This is a genomic window from Burkholderia sp. RF2-non_BP3 (assembly GCF_001522185.1).
GTDB classification, from domain to species: Bacteria; Pseudomonadota; Gammaproteobacteria; order Burkholderiales; family Burkholderiaceae; genus Burkholderia; species Burkholderia diffusa.
The window spans coordinates 115,921-130,832 of record NZ_LOSU01000033.1; the positions used below are offsets into that span (position 1 = coordinate 115,921).

Below are 14,912 nucleotides of genomic sequence, written 5' to 3' on the forward strand. Positions count from 1 at the left end.
ATCACGGTGTCGCGCCGGCGCGACCGGCGCGGTGCGATGGCGGGCGTCGGCCACGGGGCCGGCACACCGCCACCACGCAGGAGGACATCATGCAATCGAATTCACGGATCTCGATCGACCACGACGAACTGGACACCGACGCGGTCGATACCGACGATCTCGATACGACGGTGCATCTCGACGTCGAGACCGGCAGGATCACGTTTCATGCGGCCTGGGCGCTGGCGTCCGATGCGCCGCCCGATACCGCGCGGCACGCCGTGGTGCTCGCACTCGACTGCGACACGATGGAGCGCTATGCGGATCTCGACGACGGCGCGCGGATGCGCGTGCACGCGATGCTGCACGATGCCGTGCAGGCCACGCTCGACACGCTGCCCGACGTTACCGACGACCTGACGCTGACGGTCGAGCTGACCGACGCGATGCTCGATGCGGCGCGTCACTTGCAGTGAGCGTGTCGGGCCGATAGCGACCCGCGCACGGGCGCGGCCTTGCATGACGGCGCCGGGCGGCAGTCGCCGGCAGTCGCGTTACATCCCGTTGAAATCGTTGCAGAGGCCGCGCGGCGCGGCGTGACGCCGGCTCGCACGCGTCATATGGCGGCGCGCGTGCGTGAGGCCGCCCGGCGATTGCGGGTCGCGCCCCACCGACGCGATCGTGCGCGCGGCACGCAAATTGCTGCGCGACGGGCATGGCACGACGGGTGCCGCAACATCAACAGGGAGGCGCTCCATGATCGGCAAGTTGGACCATTGCAAGGTGGCGATACTCGCGGTCGACGGTTTCGAGGAAGCCGAGCTCGTCGAGCCGCAGCGCGCGCTCGAGGCCGAAGGCGCGCAGGTCGACGTGATTTCGCAGAAGCGCGGCGAGATCCAGGGGCTCAGGCACGTCGACAAGGGCGATCGCGTGAAGGTCGATCGGACGTTCGACGATGCGCGCGAAGGCGACTACGACGCGGTCGTGCTGCCGGGTGGCGTCGTCAACGGCGACGCGATCCGGATGCTGCCGGCCGCGCGCGAATTCGTGACGGCGGCGGTCGGTGCGGGCAAGCCGATCGCCGCGATCTGTCACGGCGGCTGGCTGCTCGTATCGTCCGGGCTGGTGGACGGCCGCACGATGACGAGCTGGCCGAGCCTGCAGGACGACATCCGCAACGCGGGCGGCAAGTGGGTCGACCAGGAGGTCGTGCGCGACGGCAACCTGATCACGAGCCGCAAGCCCGACGATCTGCCCGCATTCAACGGCGCGCTGGTGCAGTGTCTCGCGTCGCGGGGAGGCTGAGCGATGCCGGCCGATTCCGTCCATCACGTGACGCTGACCGACGCGCCGCCCGAGTTCGACGGTGCGGCGCTGCAGATGCGCTTCGTCGTCGAGGTCGACGGGAAGCCGCTCACGTGCGCGATCACGGTCGAGGCGCTCGAGGACCATTTCGGCGCGCGCTCCGCGCTCGAAGCCGACCTGCGCGACGCGTTCGAGCGCGGCCGTGCGCGCATCGAGGCCGCGTGCGAGGAAGTGCTCGCGGACGGCAAGGGGGGCGTGGAGCTGCACAGCGGCTATTTCCGCGTGCGCGACAAGGCGGCGGGCAAAACGGCGCGGGCCGGGCTGTTTCGTTCGAGGAAGTCGTGATCCGCGCGGCTGCGGAATGCCGGCGCGGGCCGGCCGGCGCACCGTGCGCGTGCTCGCTTACACACCATTGAAAACTTTGCAGCAGCCATCACGCGGTTTGCGGTGACACATCGCGCCGCGCGCCAGTCGCGCACGGGGGCGGCCGCGTCCCACAATCTGGCACGCTCCCTGCATGCTTCTGTCGTCGCCGGCGCACGTTTCGCGCCGTGCGTCGCCGCGATGCCGCCGCTGCATCGTGCGAAGCCGTCACAACGGGGAAACAAGCATGCTGACCGCCCATGAATTCGCCGCGCTGTTCCTGGTGCATCGCGCACCGGAACAGATCGAGACCGACCGCGAGGACATCGTCGCGCTGGTCGAACGACAGTTGATCGTGATGTGCCCGGACGCATCGGGCACGAGCCGCCCCGCGCTGACCGCCGACGGGTTGACCGTCGTCCGGTGCGTGCAGCGGCACGACGGCCGCGACGCCGGCGATCTCGACGCGTGACACGCGATGCATGACACCCGCACGCGTGGCCGGCGCGTGGTTCAGCGTGCGATCGCAACCGGCGCGTTGACCTGCACGACCGGTGTATCGCCGTCGAACGGCGGCGCGAACGGGAAGCGGTCGATCACGCCGGTCTCGAACAGCAGGCAGCAGGTCGAGCCGCCGTACTGGAAATAGCCGATCTCGTCGCCCTTGTCGACGCGCTGCCCCGGCACGACTTCGACGATGCAGGACGAGACGTCGCCCATGCCGACGAACACGGCCGCGACGGTTCCGATCCCGGGATCGTCGCAGTCGATCGCGACGATCGCGCGCGCGGCGACGGCCGTCATGTAGCCCTGCGAATCGTTGAGGCCGGCCGGGTCCGGGCCTTCCGCCTCGGCGACCGAATAGTAGGTGCCGTCGACCCGGTACGCATGCGTGACGGTGCCGCGTACCGGCGCGTGCCAGCGATGATAGTTGTACGCGCTCAGATACGCCTGGTACAGATCGCCGCCGACGAACCGTTCGGCGAGCGGCAGCCGCGCGGGCGTGAAGATGTCGCGCAGCGAGTAAGGCTGGCCCTTGACCCAGAACGTGTCGCGGATCTTCACGTTCGATGCGGTGTGATACGGCGCGGCCTCGCATGCGCTGACGATCACGTGCGCATCGTCCGGCGCCGCGACCGGCCGCGCGCCCGCGCGAAAGCGCCGCGTGAAGAAGTCGTTCCACGAGTCGAAGCCCCAGTGCGGCTGGTCCTCGCGATACTGGAACTGCGACAGGCCGAGGCGCTTGCGCGCTTCGTCGCAGAACCAGCCGTCGGGCGGCGACGTGTCGAGATGCGCGCGCGAATGCGGGCCGCCGAGGAAATCGCACCACACGTTCAGCACCTGCTTCAGGTGCGCGTTGACCGCCGCGTCGCGAAACACCGCGTGGCCCGACGGCATGCACATCGGCCAGTCGAGGAACGCGTTCAGCGGGCACACGATCAGGCTCGTTTCGCTGAATGGCGGCGTGTAGGTCATCAGGTGATCGATCACCGTCATCAGTTCGCCGATCGAGGTGTAGCCGAGCGTGCGGCCCGCTTCGCGTGCCTCGTCGATCGCGCGGGTCAGGCTCATGCGCAGCACCGCGTCGTCGTCGAACAGCCGCGCGAGTTCCTGCACGGCCGGCGTGCGCAGCCGTTCGCCCGCATGCGCGCGTGCGTCGTTCGCGATGCCCTCGCGGTATGCGGCCATGTGCGATTCCTCACGGGCCATCCATTCGCCGAGGCGATGGCGCGTGGCGGGCGACGTGCTGGGATCGGTCGGCATGCTCACCTCCGGCAAGGATTGCGATACGAACGAAGCTAGCAAGGCGCTTGCCCGGTGCGCGGCACCGAAATTGCTGCGCTCGGGCGACGGATGCTTTCACCGACACAGGAGAGGACACGTGAACGCAGCTTCGAATGTGCGACAGACGAACGATGCGGCGTCGACCGACGAGCGCCGCAGCGGCGAACAGCGGACCGTGGCGCCGACCCGCACGCGGGCACGGGTGCGCGCGTCGACGTCACATAGCGATGCGCGGCGGGCCGAACGCGGCGGCGGGAACGGCCCGGTGGCGCCGAGCCGCATTGGGAGGATGACGGCGGCGCGATGCCGCCGGAAGAGTGGTCGTGACGCCGTGACGAGGGCCGGAATCGATACGGCCGCCTCCGGTCACTCCGGACCCACGAGCTTCAGCGTACCGGACATATGCAGGAACTGCCCGTCTTTCAGCGCGATGTTCGTGTTCACGGTACCGTGCTCGAAATCCTCCACGTGCACGACGTTCGAACCGGTGCCGGGCTCATGCCAATACACCATGTACACCTGCGGACGAATCTCGCGCGCGGTGTATTGCACCGTATCCGTCACGCCCTTGAACTGGCCGGCCGTGCCGACGAACGACATCGTCTTTTCGTCCTTGAAGCGCAGGTCGAATGCGGTATCGCCGAATTGCACGCGCACGGTCTTGCCTGCCGCCGGAAACGGTGCCGGCGCGGGCCACTGCATCTCACCCTTCGCGACCTTCGCGCTCAGCTCGAGCGATGGCTTCGCGCCAAGACCCGGATAGCGCGCGTCCATCGCGGCGATCAGCGCGGCCGAATCCGTCGCGCGTGTCGTTTCCTGGTCGAATGCCGTCAGATAGCCCCGCGTGAACGCGACGCCGGTCGTGAACGGCCGGCTGCCATCCCGATTCGGCAGGAAGTGGCCGGGCACGACCCGCGCCGGCTTCAGCGCGTCGATCCGGTCGAGTGTCGCGAGCCAGTTCGCGTGCGACAGCGGCGTCTGCGTGTCGGCCATCCACACATGGATGTTCGCGGCAACGGGGATGCCGCCAACCACGGTCCGTTCGGAAGGAATCCAGACGAATGTGCGATTGGGCGACGGGCCGTCGAGCCCGACGATTCGCAGCGGCTGTCCGTCGACGCGCAACGTATCGCCGTCGAGCGGCTGCGGCACGATCACCGAACCAGGCGCATTGTCCTTGAGGATGGGGCCCCAGTACGCGAGCTTGCCGTCCTTGCTGGCCTCGATCGCCGCGACGGTCTGCGGCGTCGCGACGATCTTCGCGTCCGGGAATGCCGCGTGGATGGTGTCCAGTCCGAAGTAATAATCGGGATCGCCGTGGCTCACGTAGATCGCCTTGAGCGTCTTGCCGCTCGCCTTGATCCGGTTCACGAGCGCCTGCGCATCGTTGCGCTGGAATTGCGCGTCGATCAGGATGGCCTCGGTCTTGCCCGAGACGATCTCGGACGAAACCGGGAAGATTCCCTTGGCGCCGGGATTGTAGACATCGATGGCCAGCGGCCCGGCGAAGCTGGCGGACGCGGCCCCGAACATCGCAGCGGCGGCGAACAGGGAAGAAATCAGACGACGGATCGACATGGAGAGGCTCCTGACGGAAGTTGAGTGCGCACAGATTAAATGAAACATCTGCGGTTACAAATGGCCTGCCTGTTGATCGTCTATTTCTTGTTCGGCACGAATCGGCCGGAAACAAGAACTCGCCTCATCGTTTCCATATTTCGAGTATTATCGAAAAATGGAAACGAACCAGACCATCGCCGCCCTGTCGGCCCTCGCGCACGAGTCGCGCCTCGCCGTATTCCGCGCGCTCGTGCAGGCCGGCCCGTCGGGCCTGCCTGCCGGGCAAATCGCGACGCTGCTGGACGTGCCGCCGTCGTCGCTGTCGTTTCATCTGAAGGAACTGGCCCACGCGCAACTCGTCACGAGCCGCCAGGAAGGCCGCTTCGTGTTCTATTGCGCGAACTTCGCGACGATGAACGCGCTGATCGGCTACCTGACCGAGAACTGCTGCGGCGGCAATCCGTGCACGCCGGCCACCGCCTGTTCGACCTCCTGCTCCGACCCCACGTAAGCACACGTCCACGCACCCGCCGATGACCACCAACGTCCTGATCCTCTGCACCCACAACTCCGCCCGCAGCGTGCTCGCGGAGGGCATGCTCAATCACTGGGCCGCGAAACTCGGCCGCGACGTGCGCGCCTACAGCGCCGGCAGCGCGCCGAGCGGCCGGCTCAATCCGTTCGCGCTGGACGCGCTGACGCGCGCGGGCGTCGACGTCACCGGCTACCGCAGCAAGAGCTGGGACGAATTCGTCGGCGACGGCGCGCCACGGATGCGCATCGTCATCACGGTATGCGACAGCGCGGCCGCGGAGGCTTGCCCGTACTGGCCCGGCAGCCCGGTGAAAGTGCACTGGGGCTACGCCGATCCGTCGAACGCCGAGGGCGGCGATGCAGGCAAGCGGCTCGCGTTCGAACTGACGCGCGAGGCGATCGGTTACCGGATGCTGCAACTGCTGGCGTTGCCGCTCGACCGCTTGAGCGACGCCGAACTCCAGGCGGCGTTGACCGACATTTCGCGGAACTGAGCACCCGCACGGGGCACGCGCGAACTCGTGTGCCCGTGCGTTTTTCCAGCATCGAATTCTGTCCGATGAATACGTCCAACACCATCCCGCCTTGCAACGCCGCCGCGAAGCCGGCGATCAACTTCTTCGAACGCTATCTGACGGTCTGGGTCGCGCTGTGCATCGTCGCCGGCATCGCGCTCGGCCAGGTGCTGCCCGGCGTGTTCCAGCGGATCGGCCGCATCGAGTACGCGCAGGTGAACCTGCCGGTCGGGTTGCTGATCTGGGTGATGATCATCCCGATGCTCGTGAAGGTCGACTTCGGCGCGTTGCATGAAGTGCGGCAGCACGTGAAGGGGATCGGCGTCACGCTCGCCGTGAACTGGCTCGTCAAGCCGTTCTCGATGGCTTTCCTCGGCTGGCTGTTCATCCGCCAGCTGTTCGCGCCGATGCTGCCGGCGGACCAGCTCGACAGCTACGTCGCCGGCCTGATCCTGCTGGCCGCCGCGCCGTGCACGGCGATGGTGTTCGTGTGGAGCCGGCTCACGGGCGGCGATCCGCTGTTCACGCTGTCGCAGGTCGCGCTGAACGACAGCATCATGGTGATCGCGTTCGCGCCGCTGGTCGGGCTGCTGCTGGGGATGTCCGCGATTACCGTGCCGTGGGCGACGCTGCTTACGTCGGTGCTGCTCTACATCGTGATTCCCGTGATCCTCGCGCAGCTCTGGCGCAAGCGGCTGCTGCGGCGCGGGCAGGCGGCGTTCGATGCCGCGATGGCGAGGATCGGCCCGTGGTCGATCGCCGCGCTGCTCGCGACGCTCGTGCTGCTGTTCGCGTTCCAGGGCGAGGCGATCCTCAAGCAGCCGCTGGTGATCGCGCTGCTTGCCGTGCCGATCCTGATCCAGGTGTTCTTCAACGCGGCGCTCGCATACTGGCTCAACCGCGCGGTGGGCGAGAAGCACAACGTCGCGTGCCCGTCCGCACTGATCGGCGCATCCAATTTCTTCGAGCTCGCCGTCGCGGCCGCGATCAGCCTGTTCGGTTTTCACTCCGGCGCGGCGCTTGCGACCGTCGTCGGCGTGTTGATCGAGGTGCCGGTCATGCTGCTGGTGGTGCGCATCGTGAACCGGTCGAAGGGCTGGTACGAGCGCGCCTGAGCCAACCACTGAATCCATCCATGACCGACCGATTGACCGACCTGCCGCAACTCGACCCCGAACTCTTCCGCGTGCCGGACGCGAGCCGCTTGCGGCCGGCGTCGCCGTCCACGCATCCGCCGCGTTTCCTGCTGCTGTACGGTTCGCTGCGCGAGCGTTCGTTCAGCCGCCTGCTGGTCGAGGAGGCCGAGCGCCTGCTCACGGCGATGGGCGCCGAGGTGCGCGTGTTCAATCCGAGCGGCCTGCCGTTGCCCGACGATGCGCCGGAGAGCCACCCGAAGGTCGTCGAGCTGCGCGAACTGGTGCTGTGGTCGGAAGGGATGGTGTGGTGCTCGCCGGAACGACACGGCGCGATGACCGGCATCATGAAGTCGCAGATCGACTGGATTCCGCTGTCGGTCGGCGCCGTGCGGCCGACGCAGGGCAAGACGCTCGCGGTGATGCAGGTCAGCGGCGGCTCGCAGTCGTTCAACGCGGTGAACCAGATGCGCGTGCTCGGGCGCTGGATGCGCATGCTGACGATCCCGAACCAGTCGTCGGTGGCGAAGGCGTTCATGGAATTCGACGAAGCGGGGCGGATGAAGCCGTCGGCCTATTTCGATCGCGTCGTCGACGTGATGGAGGAACTGGTGAAGTTCACGCTGCTGACGCGCGACATCGGTCCGTATCTGGTCGACCGGTACAGCGAGCGCAAGGAGAGCGCGGAGGCATTGTCGAAGCGGGTGAATCAGCGGGCGATTTGAAGTCGCGGTGTGTGCGTCGTCTCGCGAGTCGCAATCGATATCGGCAGCGCGGCGAGCACGATCCATACCGATCCGGACCGACTCAATCCCGAACGCGTGCCGCGACCAGCACCGCAACCGGCAACGCGGCCAGACAGCGATCGAGCCGAATCACGCCGCCCGGCGCTGCGACTTCGCTTCCGTCGCTCAGCCAGTCGATCCATCGCTCGCGGGCGGCGCGCGGCACGACCACGGCCGTATCGCCCCATTCCCGTGGTTCCACGCGCGGCAGCGCAGGCGCTTCGCCGAGTAGCCGGCACGCGAGCCGCGTCACCGCAACCACGACCGTCGCGGTTTCGTCGCAGCGCGCGAACGCCACCGCATGCCGCCCGAGTTTTCCGCGCACGCGCAGCGGCACGTACGCGCCGTCCGCGAACGTCGTCGGCCAGCGCGCGCGCAACGCGAGCATCCGCTCGACGAGCGCGCGCTTCACCCGCGCGTCGGGCCAGTCGCGCAGGTACGCGGCGACCGGCTCGTCGACCCGCTCGGCCGCCAGCTTCGCAAACGGCACGTCGCGCCGGTTGTCCGGGTCGACGAGCGAGTGATCCCATGACTCGGTACCTTGATACAGATCGGGCACGCCCGGCGACGCCATCCGCAACGCCGCCTGCGCGAGACTGTTGACGACGCCGGCCGGCGCGAGCCGCGCGACGAACGCATGCAGGCGATGCACGAAATCGCCCGTGCCGTGCGGCGTCAGGATCGCGCGGACGAACGCCTCGCAAGCGCGCTCGTAGTCCGCGTCCGGCGCGAGCCAGTCCGTGTGCCGTTTCGCCTCGCGCAGCGCCTTCGTCTGCCACCGCACCACGCGCTCCGTGAGCGCCGCGAGTCCGGCCGCATCGTCCGGCGCGAGCCCCGGCGGCCAGCAGCCGACGAGCGTCTGGTACAGCATCGCCTCCGCGGAAGGCCCGGGCGTCCAGGCAAGATCGCGATGTGCGCCGCCGCGCCGAGGCTGGTTCAACGCGGACCAGTCGAGCGACACCGTGCGCCACAGGTCCGGCACTTCGCTCAACACCGCAAGCCGTGCGCGCGCATCTTCGCCGCGCTTGTGATCGTGCGTCGCCGTCGCGACGAGCGTATGCGGCACGGTGCGCGCGCGTCGCCGGTTGCGTGCATGGAACGCGCCGCGCGACAGGCTGAACTCGCCGGCATCGGCGCCGACCTCGTTGCGCGACAGCAGCCGTCCGTAACGATAGTTGGCCGTGTCCTCGACGCCCTTCGCGGCAAGTGGCGCGGTGAGCTGCGCGAACGCGACACGCGCCGCGTGCAGCGCGGCGGCATCCGCGCGCGGCACGCGCGTGCCGGGCAGCCCGAGCCAACCGGCGACGCGATCGAGCGCGTAGCGGTCGGACGGATCGATCGTGGCGCACGCCGCGTCGTACGCGCGCGCCAGCACGCGGCGATCGGAGGCGGTCGCCTCTTCGCCGAGGGTCGGGTACATGCGGTACACGGGCAGATGCACGGCGAGCTCGCCCAGCACCCGATGGATCGCAATCCTGCTGATGTCGCGCGTCGCGGGTGCGGCGCGGGCGACGCGGTGCAACGCCCGCGCGACGCGTTCATGCTCGCCCGCAAGCTGCCGAGTCAGCACGCGCCGCTTGCCGGCCACGGCTTCCCGAGCGAACGAGCGCGTCGATCCCGACACGGCTGCCCAGTGCGCGGCGAGCGGCGCGGCGCCGGCCGGGTCGTGCAGCAGCGCGGCGACGTCGTTCATGAAGTCGTAGCCGGTCGTGCCGTCGACGCGCCAGTCCTCGCGCAGCGTCTCGCCCGGCGCGAGGATCTTCTCGACGACGACATACGGCCGCTCGTCGCGCTGCGCGGCGAGCCGCGCATGCAGGCGCCGGCAGTACGCGCGCGGGTCGGCGAGGCCGTCGACGTGATCGACGCGCAGGCCGTCGATGAAGCCGGCCGCATGCAGCTCCAAGGGCAGCGCGTGCACCGCGTCGAACACCGCGTCGTCTTCGACGCGCACGGCCGCGAGCGTCGCGATGTCGAAGAAGCGCCGCCAGTTCAGTTCGTCGGCGGCCGTGCGCCACCATGCGAGCCGGTAATGCTGGCGTTCGAGCAGCCGGTGCAGGCACGCGCGCGAGCGCGCGCGGCGTGGATCGGCGCCGCGCAGGATCGCGTCGAACGCATGCGGGCCATGGGTGGCGGCATAGTCGCGCAGCGCCGTGTGCGCATCCGCGAGGCGCGCGCTGCCGCGTATCGCCGCGGCAGCGAAACGTTCGGCGAGGGCGTTCAGGTCCGCACGATTGGTGATGCGCAGGATTTCCGCATAAGTGGCGGCGGCGACCGGCAACCTCCTGCCCGGGCATGCGATGAAAAAGCACCCGGCCGAAGGATCGGCGCCCAGCGTGATGTCGCCGGCCGCGAGCGCGTCGCCGTACGGCGCGCCGAGGCAGGGCAGCAGCACCTTGCCGTCGAGTGCCGCATCGGGCGGATGCCAGTCGATGTCGAAGTAGTGCGCGTACGGGCTGGCCGGCCCCCATTCGAGCACGTCGTTCCACCAGCCGTTCGATGCGCCGCCGACGCCCATGTGGTTCGGCACGATATCGACGATCACGCCGAGGCCGCGCGCACGCAGCGCGTCGACGAGGCGGCGGAAGCCGGCTTCGCCGCCGAGTTCCGCGTTGATCGCGCGATGGTCGACGGTGTCGTAGCCGTGCGTCGAGCCGGGCTCGGCCGTCGTGACCGGCGACAGGTACAGGTGGCTCACGCCGAGCCGCGCGAAATAGTCCGCGTGCGCGGCCGCGTCGTCGAACGTGAAGCCTGCATGCAGTTGCAACCGGAGGGTCGCGCGCGGGGTCATGCGTCGTCCTCCGGTGCGTCGCGCGCGCGCTCGATCGCCGCGATGCGTGTGCGCACGTCGGCGTCGAACAGCGCGTCGACCGCGCGCGGCAGCCGGCGCAGCCAGTTCGGATGGCCGCATGGCGGGCCGGGCAGGTTCGGCTGTTCGGGCAGTGCGAGCAGATCCTCGAGCGGCACGATCGCGAGCGGCGACGGGCTGCGCGCGACGTACGCGAGGACGGCGCCGACGGGCGGCGCATCGGCGGGCGGGATCGGATCGCTCGCCGGTGCGCAGCCCGCGTGCTGCAACGCGCGCCACAGCATCGTGCGGTCGGTGGCACGTTCGGCCCGGGCGGCCGCGAGGTGCGGGGCGGGCGACGGTGTGTCCGGTGCGGAGGGCGCGCCGTGGCTGCCATCCGTGGCCGGCGTATCGTCACGCATGACCGGATCGTTCCGTTCGTCGCGGCCCGAGCCGCGTGCGGCCGCGGCGCGACCGATGTCGTCGTCGGCATCGCGTGCACGCGCGACGCGCTGCAGGTGGCCGCTTCGGTCCGCCGCGCCTGCATGCTTGGCCGCATCGGCATCGGCCACGACCCGCCGCCATTCGAGATCGACGCCACGCCACCAGCCGGCCACGGTCGGCAGATCATGCGTCGACGTCATCGCGATCGTTTCGCGATCCCACGCCGACGGCGGCCGAAACGCGCGATCGGCTTCACGTTCGAACCACAGCACGCGCATCCCCGCGATACCCTGCGCGCCGAGCCGCTCGCGAAAACCTTCCGGCACCGTGCCGAGATCCTCGCCGATCGCGACCGCGCGATGCCGTGCCGCCTCCAGCGCGACGAGCCGCACGAGATCGTCGAACGGGTAGCGCAGGTACGCGCCGTCGCGCGGCGATCGGCCCTCCGGCACGATCCACATCCGCGCGAAGCCGAGCACGTGATCGATACGGATCCCGCCCGCATGCGCGAAGGCCGCGCGCAGCAGCTCGACGAACGGCGCGAAGCCGTTCGCGCGCAGCGCGACGGGCATCCACGTCGTCACGCCCCATGCCTGGCCGTCCGCATTGAACAGGTCGGGCGGCGCGCCGACCGACACGCCGCGCAGCAACGTCGGGCCGTGCGCCCACGCATCGCTGCCGGCCTGATCGGAGCCGACCGCGAGATCGGCGATCAGCCCGATCGTCATCCCCGCATCGCGCGCCGCATGCTGTGCGTTGCCGAGCGCGTCCGACGCGCACCATTGCAGGAACGTATGGAACGCGATCGTCTCGGCATGCGCATGCGCGAAGGCGCCGACCTCGGACGACGCCGGCGTCCGCCACTGCGCGGGCCATTGCCGCCAGTCCGCGCCGATCCCGTGTTCGATGCAGAACGCCTGCAGCGCGTCGAAGCGCGCATGCGCGTCGAGCGCCGCGCCGCCCGCCGCGCGGAACCGCTCGAACGCGTCGCGCGACGGCTCGCCGTTCGCGCGCCACGCGTCGAAGCACGCGCGCAGCCGGCGCAGCTTCAGCGGCAGCACGTGCGGCCAGTCGATCAGCGGCGTGTCGCCCGCGTTGGCGATGTCCGGCGCCGCACCGTGCATTCGTCGCACGATGTCGGCCCCCGGCACCGCATCGCAGTCGAGATACGCGACGTTGTGCCAGCGCCGCGACGACGGCGAATACGGACTGTCGCGTTCGGGCAGCGCCGGATACCCGGCATGCGTCGGACTGATCGCGACCGCATGCGCGCCGTGGCGCGCCGCGCGTGTGGCGAGGCCGGCGAGCGCGGTGTAGTCGCCCGCGCCGTCGTCGCCCGTGCGGCGCAGGCTGTAAATCTGAGCCGCGATGCCCCAGCGACGCTGTGCGGCCGGTGCATCGTCGAAGGCATCGAACGGCCGCGTCCGCGGCGGCGCGATCGCAACGCCGATCCGCTGCTCGCCGATGTCGAGCGCGTGATAACCGGGCAGCGCGAGCGGTGGCAGCGTGCCGTGTTCGCCCGCGCCGGTCACGCGCCCGTCGACGTGTCCGCCCGTTTCGAGTGAAATCCGGAAGCGCGCGCCGGGCGGTGCGACACCGCGCGGCAGCGTGAGCGGCACGCCGGCGTCGCCGGTCACCACGCGCGGCGTCGCGTCCCGCGCGTCGGCGAGCGCGGCCGCGCTGTCGACCCGCTCGATCGGCGTGCCGCACGGCCAGCCGAGCGCATCGACGAGCGCGATGAGCGCGTCGTCGTCCACTCGCCGGGCGACGCCGCCCGAATCGATCCAGTCGGGCTCCAGCCCGGCCGCACGCGCGAGATCGGCGATCGCGACGTCGGTCGTCATGGCCGCGTATGCCCGTTCGAGCGGTGGCTCAGCGCATCGTGGTTCACCGCGCCGTCGCGCCACGCGATGCAGGTGCGCGCGGGCAGCCGCGCGTCGGCCAGCCGGTCGCGCGCGCGCGGCGGCGTCTCGAACACGATCTTGCCGACCGGCAGCGCGGGCAGCATCGCGTCGTGCGAGCCGGGATTGAACGCGATCGTCAGCGTGCTGCCGTCGCCGAGCCGCCAGCGTGCGACGAGCGCCTCCGCGGCGCCGTCGCCGTCGCCGTTGCAGGCGAGCAGTTCGACACCGAGCGCGCGGGCGCCCGGCAGGTGCGGCGTCACGAGCGCCGCGCGCACGGTCAGCGCGCTGCGATAGAAGCGCCGCCACGCGTCGGCGTCGGGCCATGCGTCCTCACCCGCATGGCCGGGCGACGAGCGCACGAAGGTGCCGACGTCGTTCGGATCGGGAATCGCGTCGCGATGCGCGGGATCGGCGAACGCGGGAAACGCGGCGAACTCGCGGCGCCGGCCTTCGCGCACGGCGTCGGCGAGCGCGCCGCGATAGTCGGTGAAGAACTGGAACGGCTGCGTGCTGCCGTCTTCCTCGCCCATGAACAGCAGCGGAATCTGCGGCGCGAGCAGCATCAGGGCGGTGGCCGCGCGCACCGCGTCGTCGTTCGCGAGCGCGCGCAGCCGTTCGCCGAACGCGCGGTTGCCGATCTGATCGTGATTCTGCAGGAACGTGACGAACGCGGTCGGCGGCAAATGCGCGCTCGACTCGCCGCGCGGCGCGCCGCCGTGCAGCGGCGATGGCTCGCCCTGGTACGCAAACCCTTCGCCGAGCGTGCGCGCGAGATGGCGCAGCGGCGCATCGGCGTACGCGCGGTAATAGCCGTCGCGCTCGCCGGTCAGCAGCACGTGCGCGCTGTTGTGGAAATCGTCGTTCCACTGCGCGTCGAAGCCGTCGGGCCCGAGCAGGCTCGCCGCATTGCGTTCGTTCTCGAGCACCAGGTGCACGTGACGCGCGTCACCCGCATACGCGCGCACGCGGCGCGCGAGCGTGAGCAGCCACGCGTCGTCGTCGATCGCATGCGCGGCGTCGATGCGCAGGCCGTCGAAACGGAATTCGTCGAGCCAGTACAGCGCGTTGTCGATGAAGAACGCGCTCGTCTGCGCACGCGAGAAGTCGATCGCGGGCCCCCACGCGGTCTGCCGGTCCGTGCGGAAGAATTCCGGCGCATAGCGCGGCAGCAGGTTGCCCTCGGGGCCGAAATGGTTGTACACGACGTCGAGCAACACCTGGAGCCCGAGCCCGTGCGCCGCGTCGACGAGCGCCTTCAGTTCCTCGGGCCGTCCGTACGACGCGTCGGGAGCGAACGGCAGCACGCCGTCATACCCCCAGTTGCGCGTACCGGGAAACGCGTTGACGGGCATCAGCTCGATCGCGGTCACGCCGAGCGCGGCGATTTCCCGCAGGCGCCGTTCGACGTTCGCATAGCCGCCGCACGCGCCGACGTGCAGTTCGTACAGCACCGTCTCGTGCCACGGGCGGCCGCGCCACGCGTCGTTGCGCCAGCGATACGCGGCCGGATCGACGACCTGGCTCGGGCCATGCACGCCGTCGGGCTGAAAGCGCGACGCGGGATCGGGCACGGCGAGGCCGTCATCGAGCAGGAAGCGGTACAACGTGCCGGGGCCATACGGCGCGACGACCTCGAACCAGCCGTCGCCGGCGGCCGGCATCGGGATTCGCTGCTCGCCATGCAGTTCGACCGTGGCCGTACGGCTCGCGGGCGCCCACAGGCGAAAGCGCGTGTGCGTAGCGTCGATACAGGTCGCGCCGAACGACGACGCGAACGCGTGCGTGCCGGGCGGAGGGGCGGTACGTGACGTCATGGCGGT

13 protein-coding genes are annotated in these 14,912 nt (G+C 69.9%); 8 read left to right on the forward strand and 5 right to left on the reverse strand.

Features of this window, described 5'->3' with window-relative positions; all coding sequences use genetic code 11:
• Positions 1 to 89 precede the first annotated feature (89 nt).
• From WS45_RS16840 to WS45_RS16855, 4 genes are all read left to right on the forward strand, one after another.
• Positions 90 to 455 (forward strand): DUF3022 domain-containing protein, encoded by a 366-nt coding sequence (locus WS45_RS16840; RefSeq protein ID WP_059700811.1) that lies wholly within the window; start codon positions 90 to 92, stop codon positions 453 to 455.
• A 280-nt stretch (positions 456 to 735) separates the two neighbouring features.
• A complete protein-coding gene (locus tag WS45_RS16845; protein WP_059700812.1) occupies positions 736 to 1,284 on the forward strand; it encodes a type 1 glutamine amidotransferase domain-containing protein in 549 nt (182 codons plus the stop codon).
• A gap of 3 nt (positions 1,285 to 1,287) precedes the next feature.
• Positions 1,288 to 1,629 (forward strand): DUF1488 domain-containing protein, encoded by a 342-nt coding sequence (locus tag WS45_RS16850; RefSeq protein ID WP_059536951.1) that lies wholly within the window; start codon positions 1,288 to 1,290, stop codon positions 1,627 to 1,629.
• A 265-nt stretch (positions 1,630 to 1,894) separates the two neighbouring features.
• On the forward strand, positions 1,895 to 2,119 hold the full coding sequence (locus WS45_RS16855) for a hypothetical protein (RefSeq protein ID WP_059700813.1): 225 nt from the start codon (positions 1,895 to 1,897) through the stop codon (positions 2,117 to 2,119).
• 41 nt (positions 2,120 to 2,160) lie between these two features.
• On the opposite strand, the gene WS45_RS16860 is transcribed toward WS45_RS16855, so the two are convergent.
• Positions 2,161 to 3,411, reverse strand: coding sequence for a phosphatidylserine decarboxylase family protein (locus WS45_RS16860; RefSeq protein ID WP_059536947.1), 1,251 nt, complete (start codon positions 3,409 to 3,411; stop codon positions 2,161 to 2,163).
• A 387-nt stretch (positions 3,412 to 3,798) separates the two neighbouring features.
• Positions 3,799 to 5,010, reverse strand: a complete 1,212-nt coding sequence (locus WS45_RS16870) for an MBL fold metallo-hydrolase (RefSeq protein WP_059700815.1) — start codon at positions 5,008 to 5,010, stop codon at positions 3,799 to 3,801.
• Between the two features lie 157 nt (positions 5,011 to 5,167).
• Between WS45_RS16870 and WS45_RS16875 the strand changes: the two genes are divergently transcribed.
• From WS45_RS16875 to arsH, 4 genes are all read left to right on the forward strand, one after another.
• Positions 5,168 to 5,503, forward strand: coding sequence for an ArsR/SmtB family transcription factor (locus WS45_RS16875; RefSeq protein WP_059700816.1), 336 nt, complete (start codon positions 5,168 to 5,170; stop codon positions 5,501 to 5,503).
• Between the two features lie 22 nt (positions 5,504 to 5,525).
• Positions 5,526 to 6,020 carry an arsenate reductase ArsC gene (locus WS45_RS16880; protein WP_059700817.1) on the forward strand — a complete coding sequence of 165 codons (495 nt, stop codon included), beginning with the start codon at positions 5,526 to 5,528 and terminating at the stop codon, positions 6,018 to 6,020.
• Between the two features lie 65 nt (positions 6,021 to 6,085).
• A complete protein-coding gene (gene arsB, locus WS45_RS16885) occupies positions 6,086 to 7,156 on the forward strand; it encodes an ACR3 family arsenite efflux transporter (RefSeq protein ID WP_059700818.1) in 1,071 nt (356 codons plus the stop codon).
• Positions 7,157 to 7,176: 20 nt separating this feature from the next.
• Positions 7,177 to 7,899, forward strand: coding sequence for an arsenical resistance protein ArsH (arsH, locus tag WS45_RS16890; RefSeq protein ID WP_059536933.1), 723 nt, complete (start codon positions 7,177 to 7,179; stop codon positions 7,897 to 7,899).
• Between the two features lie 82 nt (positions 7,900 to 7,981).
• Here the strand turns inward: arsH and treY are convergent, their stop codons facing one another.
• From treY to treZ, 3 genes are read right to left on the reverse strand one after another with little or no spacing between them, the layout of a single operon-like run.
• Positions 7,982 to 10,747, reverse strand: a complete 2,766-nt coding sequence (gene treY / locus WS45_RS16895) for a malto-oligosyltrehalose synthase (RefSeq protein WP_059700819.1) — start codon at positions 10,745 to 10,747, stop codon at positions 7,982 to 7,984.
• Positions 10,744 to 13,032 carry a 4-alpha-glucanotransferase gene (gene malQ / locus WS45_RS16900; protein WP_059700820.1) on the reverse strand — a complete coding sequence of 763 codons (2,289 nt, stop codon included), beginning with the start codon at positions 13,030 to 13,032 and terminating at the stop codon, positions 10,744 to 10,746. Before malQ ends, treY begins: the two co-directional genes overlap by 4 nt.
• Positions 13,029 to 14,906: a malto-oligosyltrehalose trehalohydrolase gene (gene treZ / locus WS45_RS16905; RefSeq protein ID WP_059700821.1), complete on the reverse strand. Its 1,878-nt coding sequence runs from the start codon at positions 14,904 to 14,906 to the stop codon at positions 13,029 to 13,031. The genes malQ and treZ overlap by 4 nt, the downstream gene beginning before the upstream one ends.
• Between the last annotated feature and the right edge of the window lie 6 nt (positions 14,907 to 14,912).

Coding starts and splice junctions, on each gene's coding strand:
- WS45_RS16855 (WP_059700813.1), top strand. CDS start 1,895: ATGCTGACCGCCCATGAATTCGCCGCGCTGTTCCTGGTGCATCGCGCA.
- arsH (WP_059536933.1), top strand. CDS start 7,177: ATGACCGACCGATTGACCGACCTGCCGCAACTCGACCCCGAACTCTTC.
- malQ (WP_059700820.1), bottom strand. CDS start 13,032: ATGACGACCGACGTCGCGATCGCCGATCTCGCGCGTGCGGCCGGGCTG.
- treY (WP_059700819.1), bottom strand. CDS start 10,747: ATGACCCCGCGCGCGACCCTCCGGTTGCAACTGCATGCAGGCTTCACG.
- WS45_RS16840 (WP_059700811.1), top strand. CDS start 90: ATGCAATCGAATTCACGGATCTCGATCGACCACGACGAACTGGACACC.
- WS45_RS16875 (WP_059700816.1), top strand. CDS start 5,168: ATGGAAACGAACCAGACCATCGCCGCCCTGTCGGCCCTCGCGCACGAG.
- WS45_RS16880 (WP_059700817.1), top strand. CDS start 5,526: ATGACCACCAACGTCCTGATCCTCTGCACCCACAACTCCGCCCGCAGC.
- treZ (WP_059700821.1), bottom strand. CDS start 14,906: ATGACGTCACGTACCGCCCCTCCGCCCGGCACGCACGCGTTCGCGTCG.
- WS45_RS16850 (WP_059536951.1), top strand. CDS start 1,288: ATGCCGGCCGATTCCGTCCATCACGTGACGCTGACCGACGCGCCGCCC.
- WS45_RS16860 (WP_059536947.1), bottom strand. CDS start 3,411: ATGCCGACCGATCCCAGCACGTCGCCCGCCACGCGCCATCGCCTCGGC.
- WS45_RS16845 (WP_059700812.1), top strand. CDS start 736: ATGATCGGCAAGTTGGACCATTGCAAGGTGGCGATACTCGCGGTCGAC.
- arsB (WP_059700818.1), top strand. CDS start 6,086: ATGAATACGTCCAACACCATCCCGCCTTGCAACGCCGCCGCGAAGCCG.
- WS45_RS16870 (WP_059700815.1), bottom strand. CDS start 5,010: ATGTCGATCCGTCGTCTGATTTCTTCCCTGTTCGCCGCCGCTGCGATG.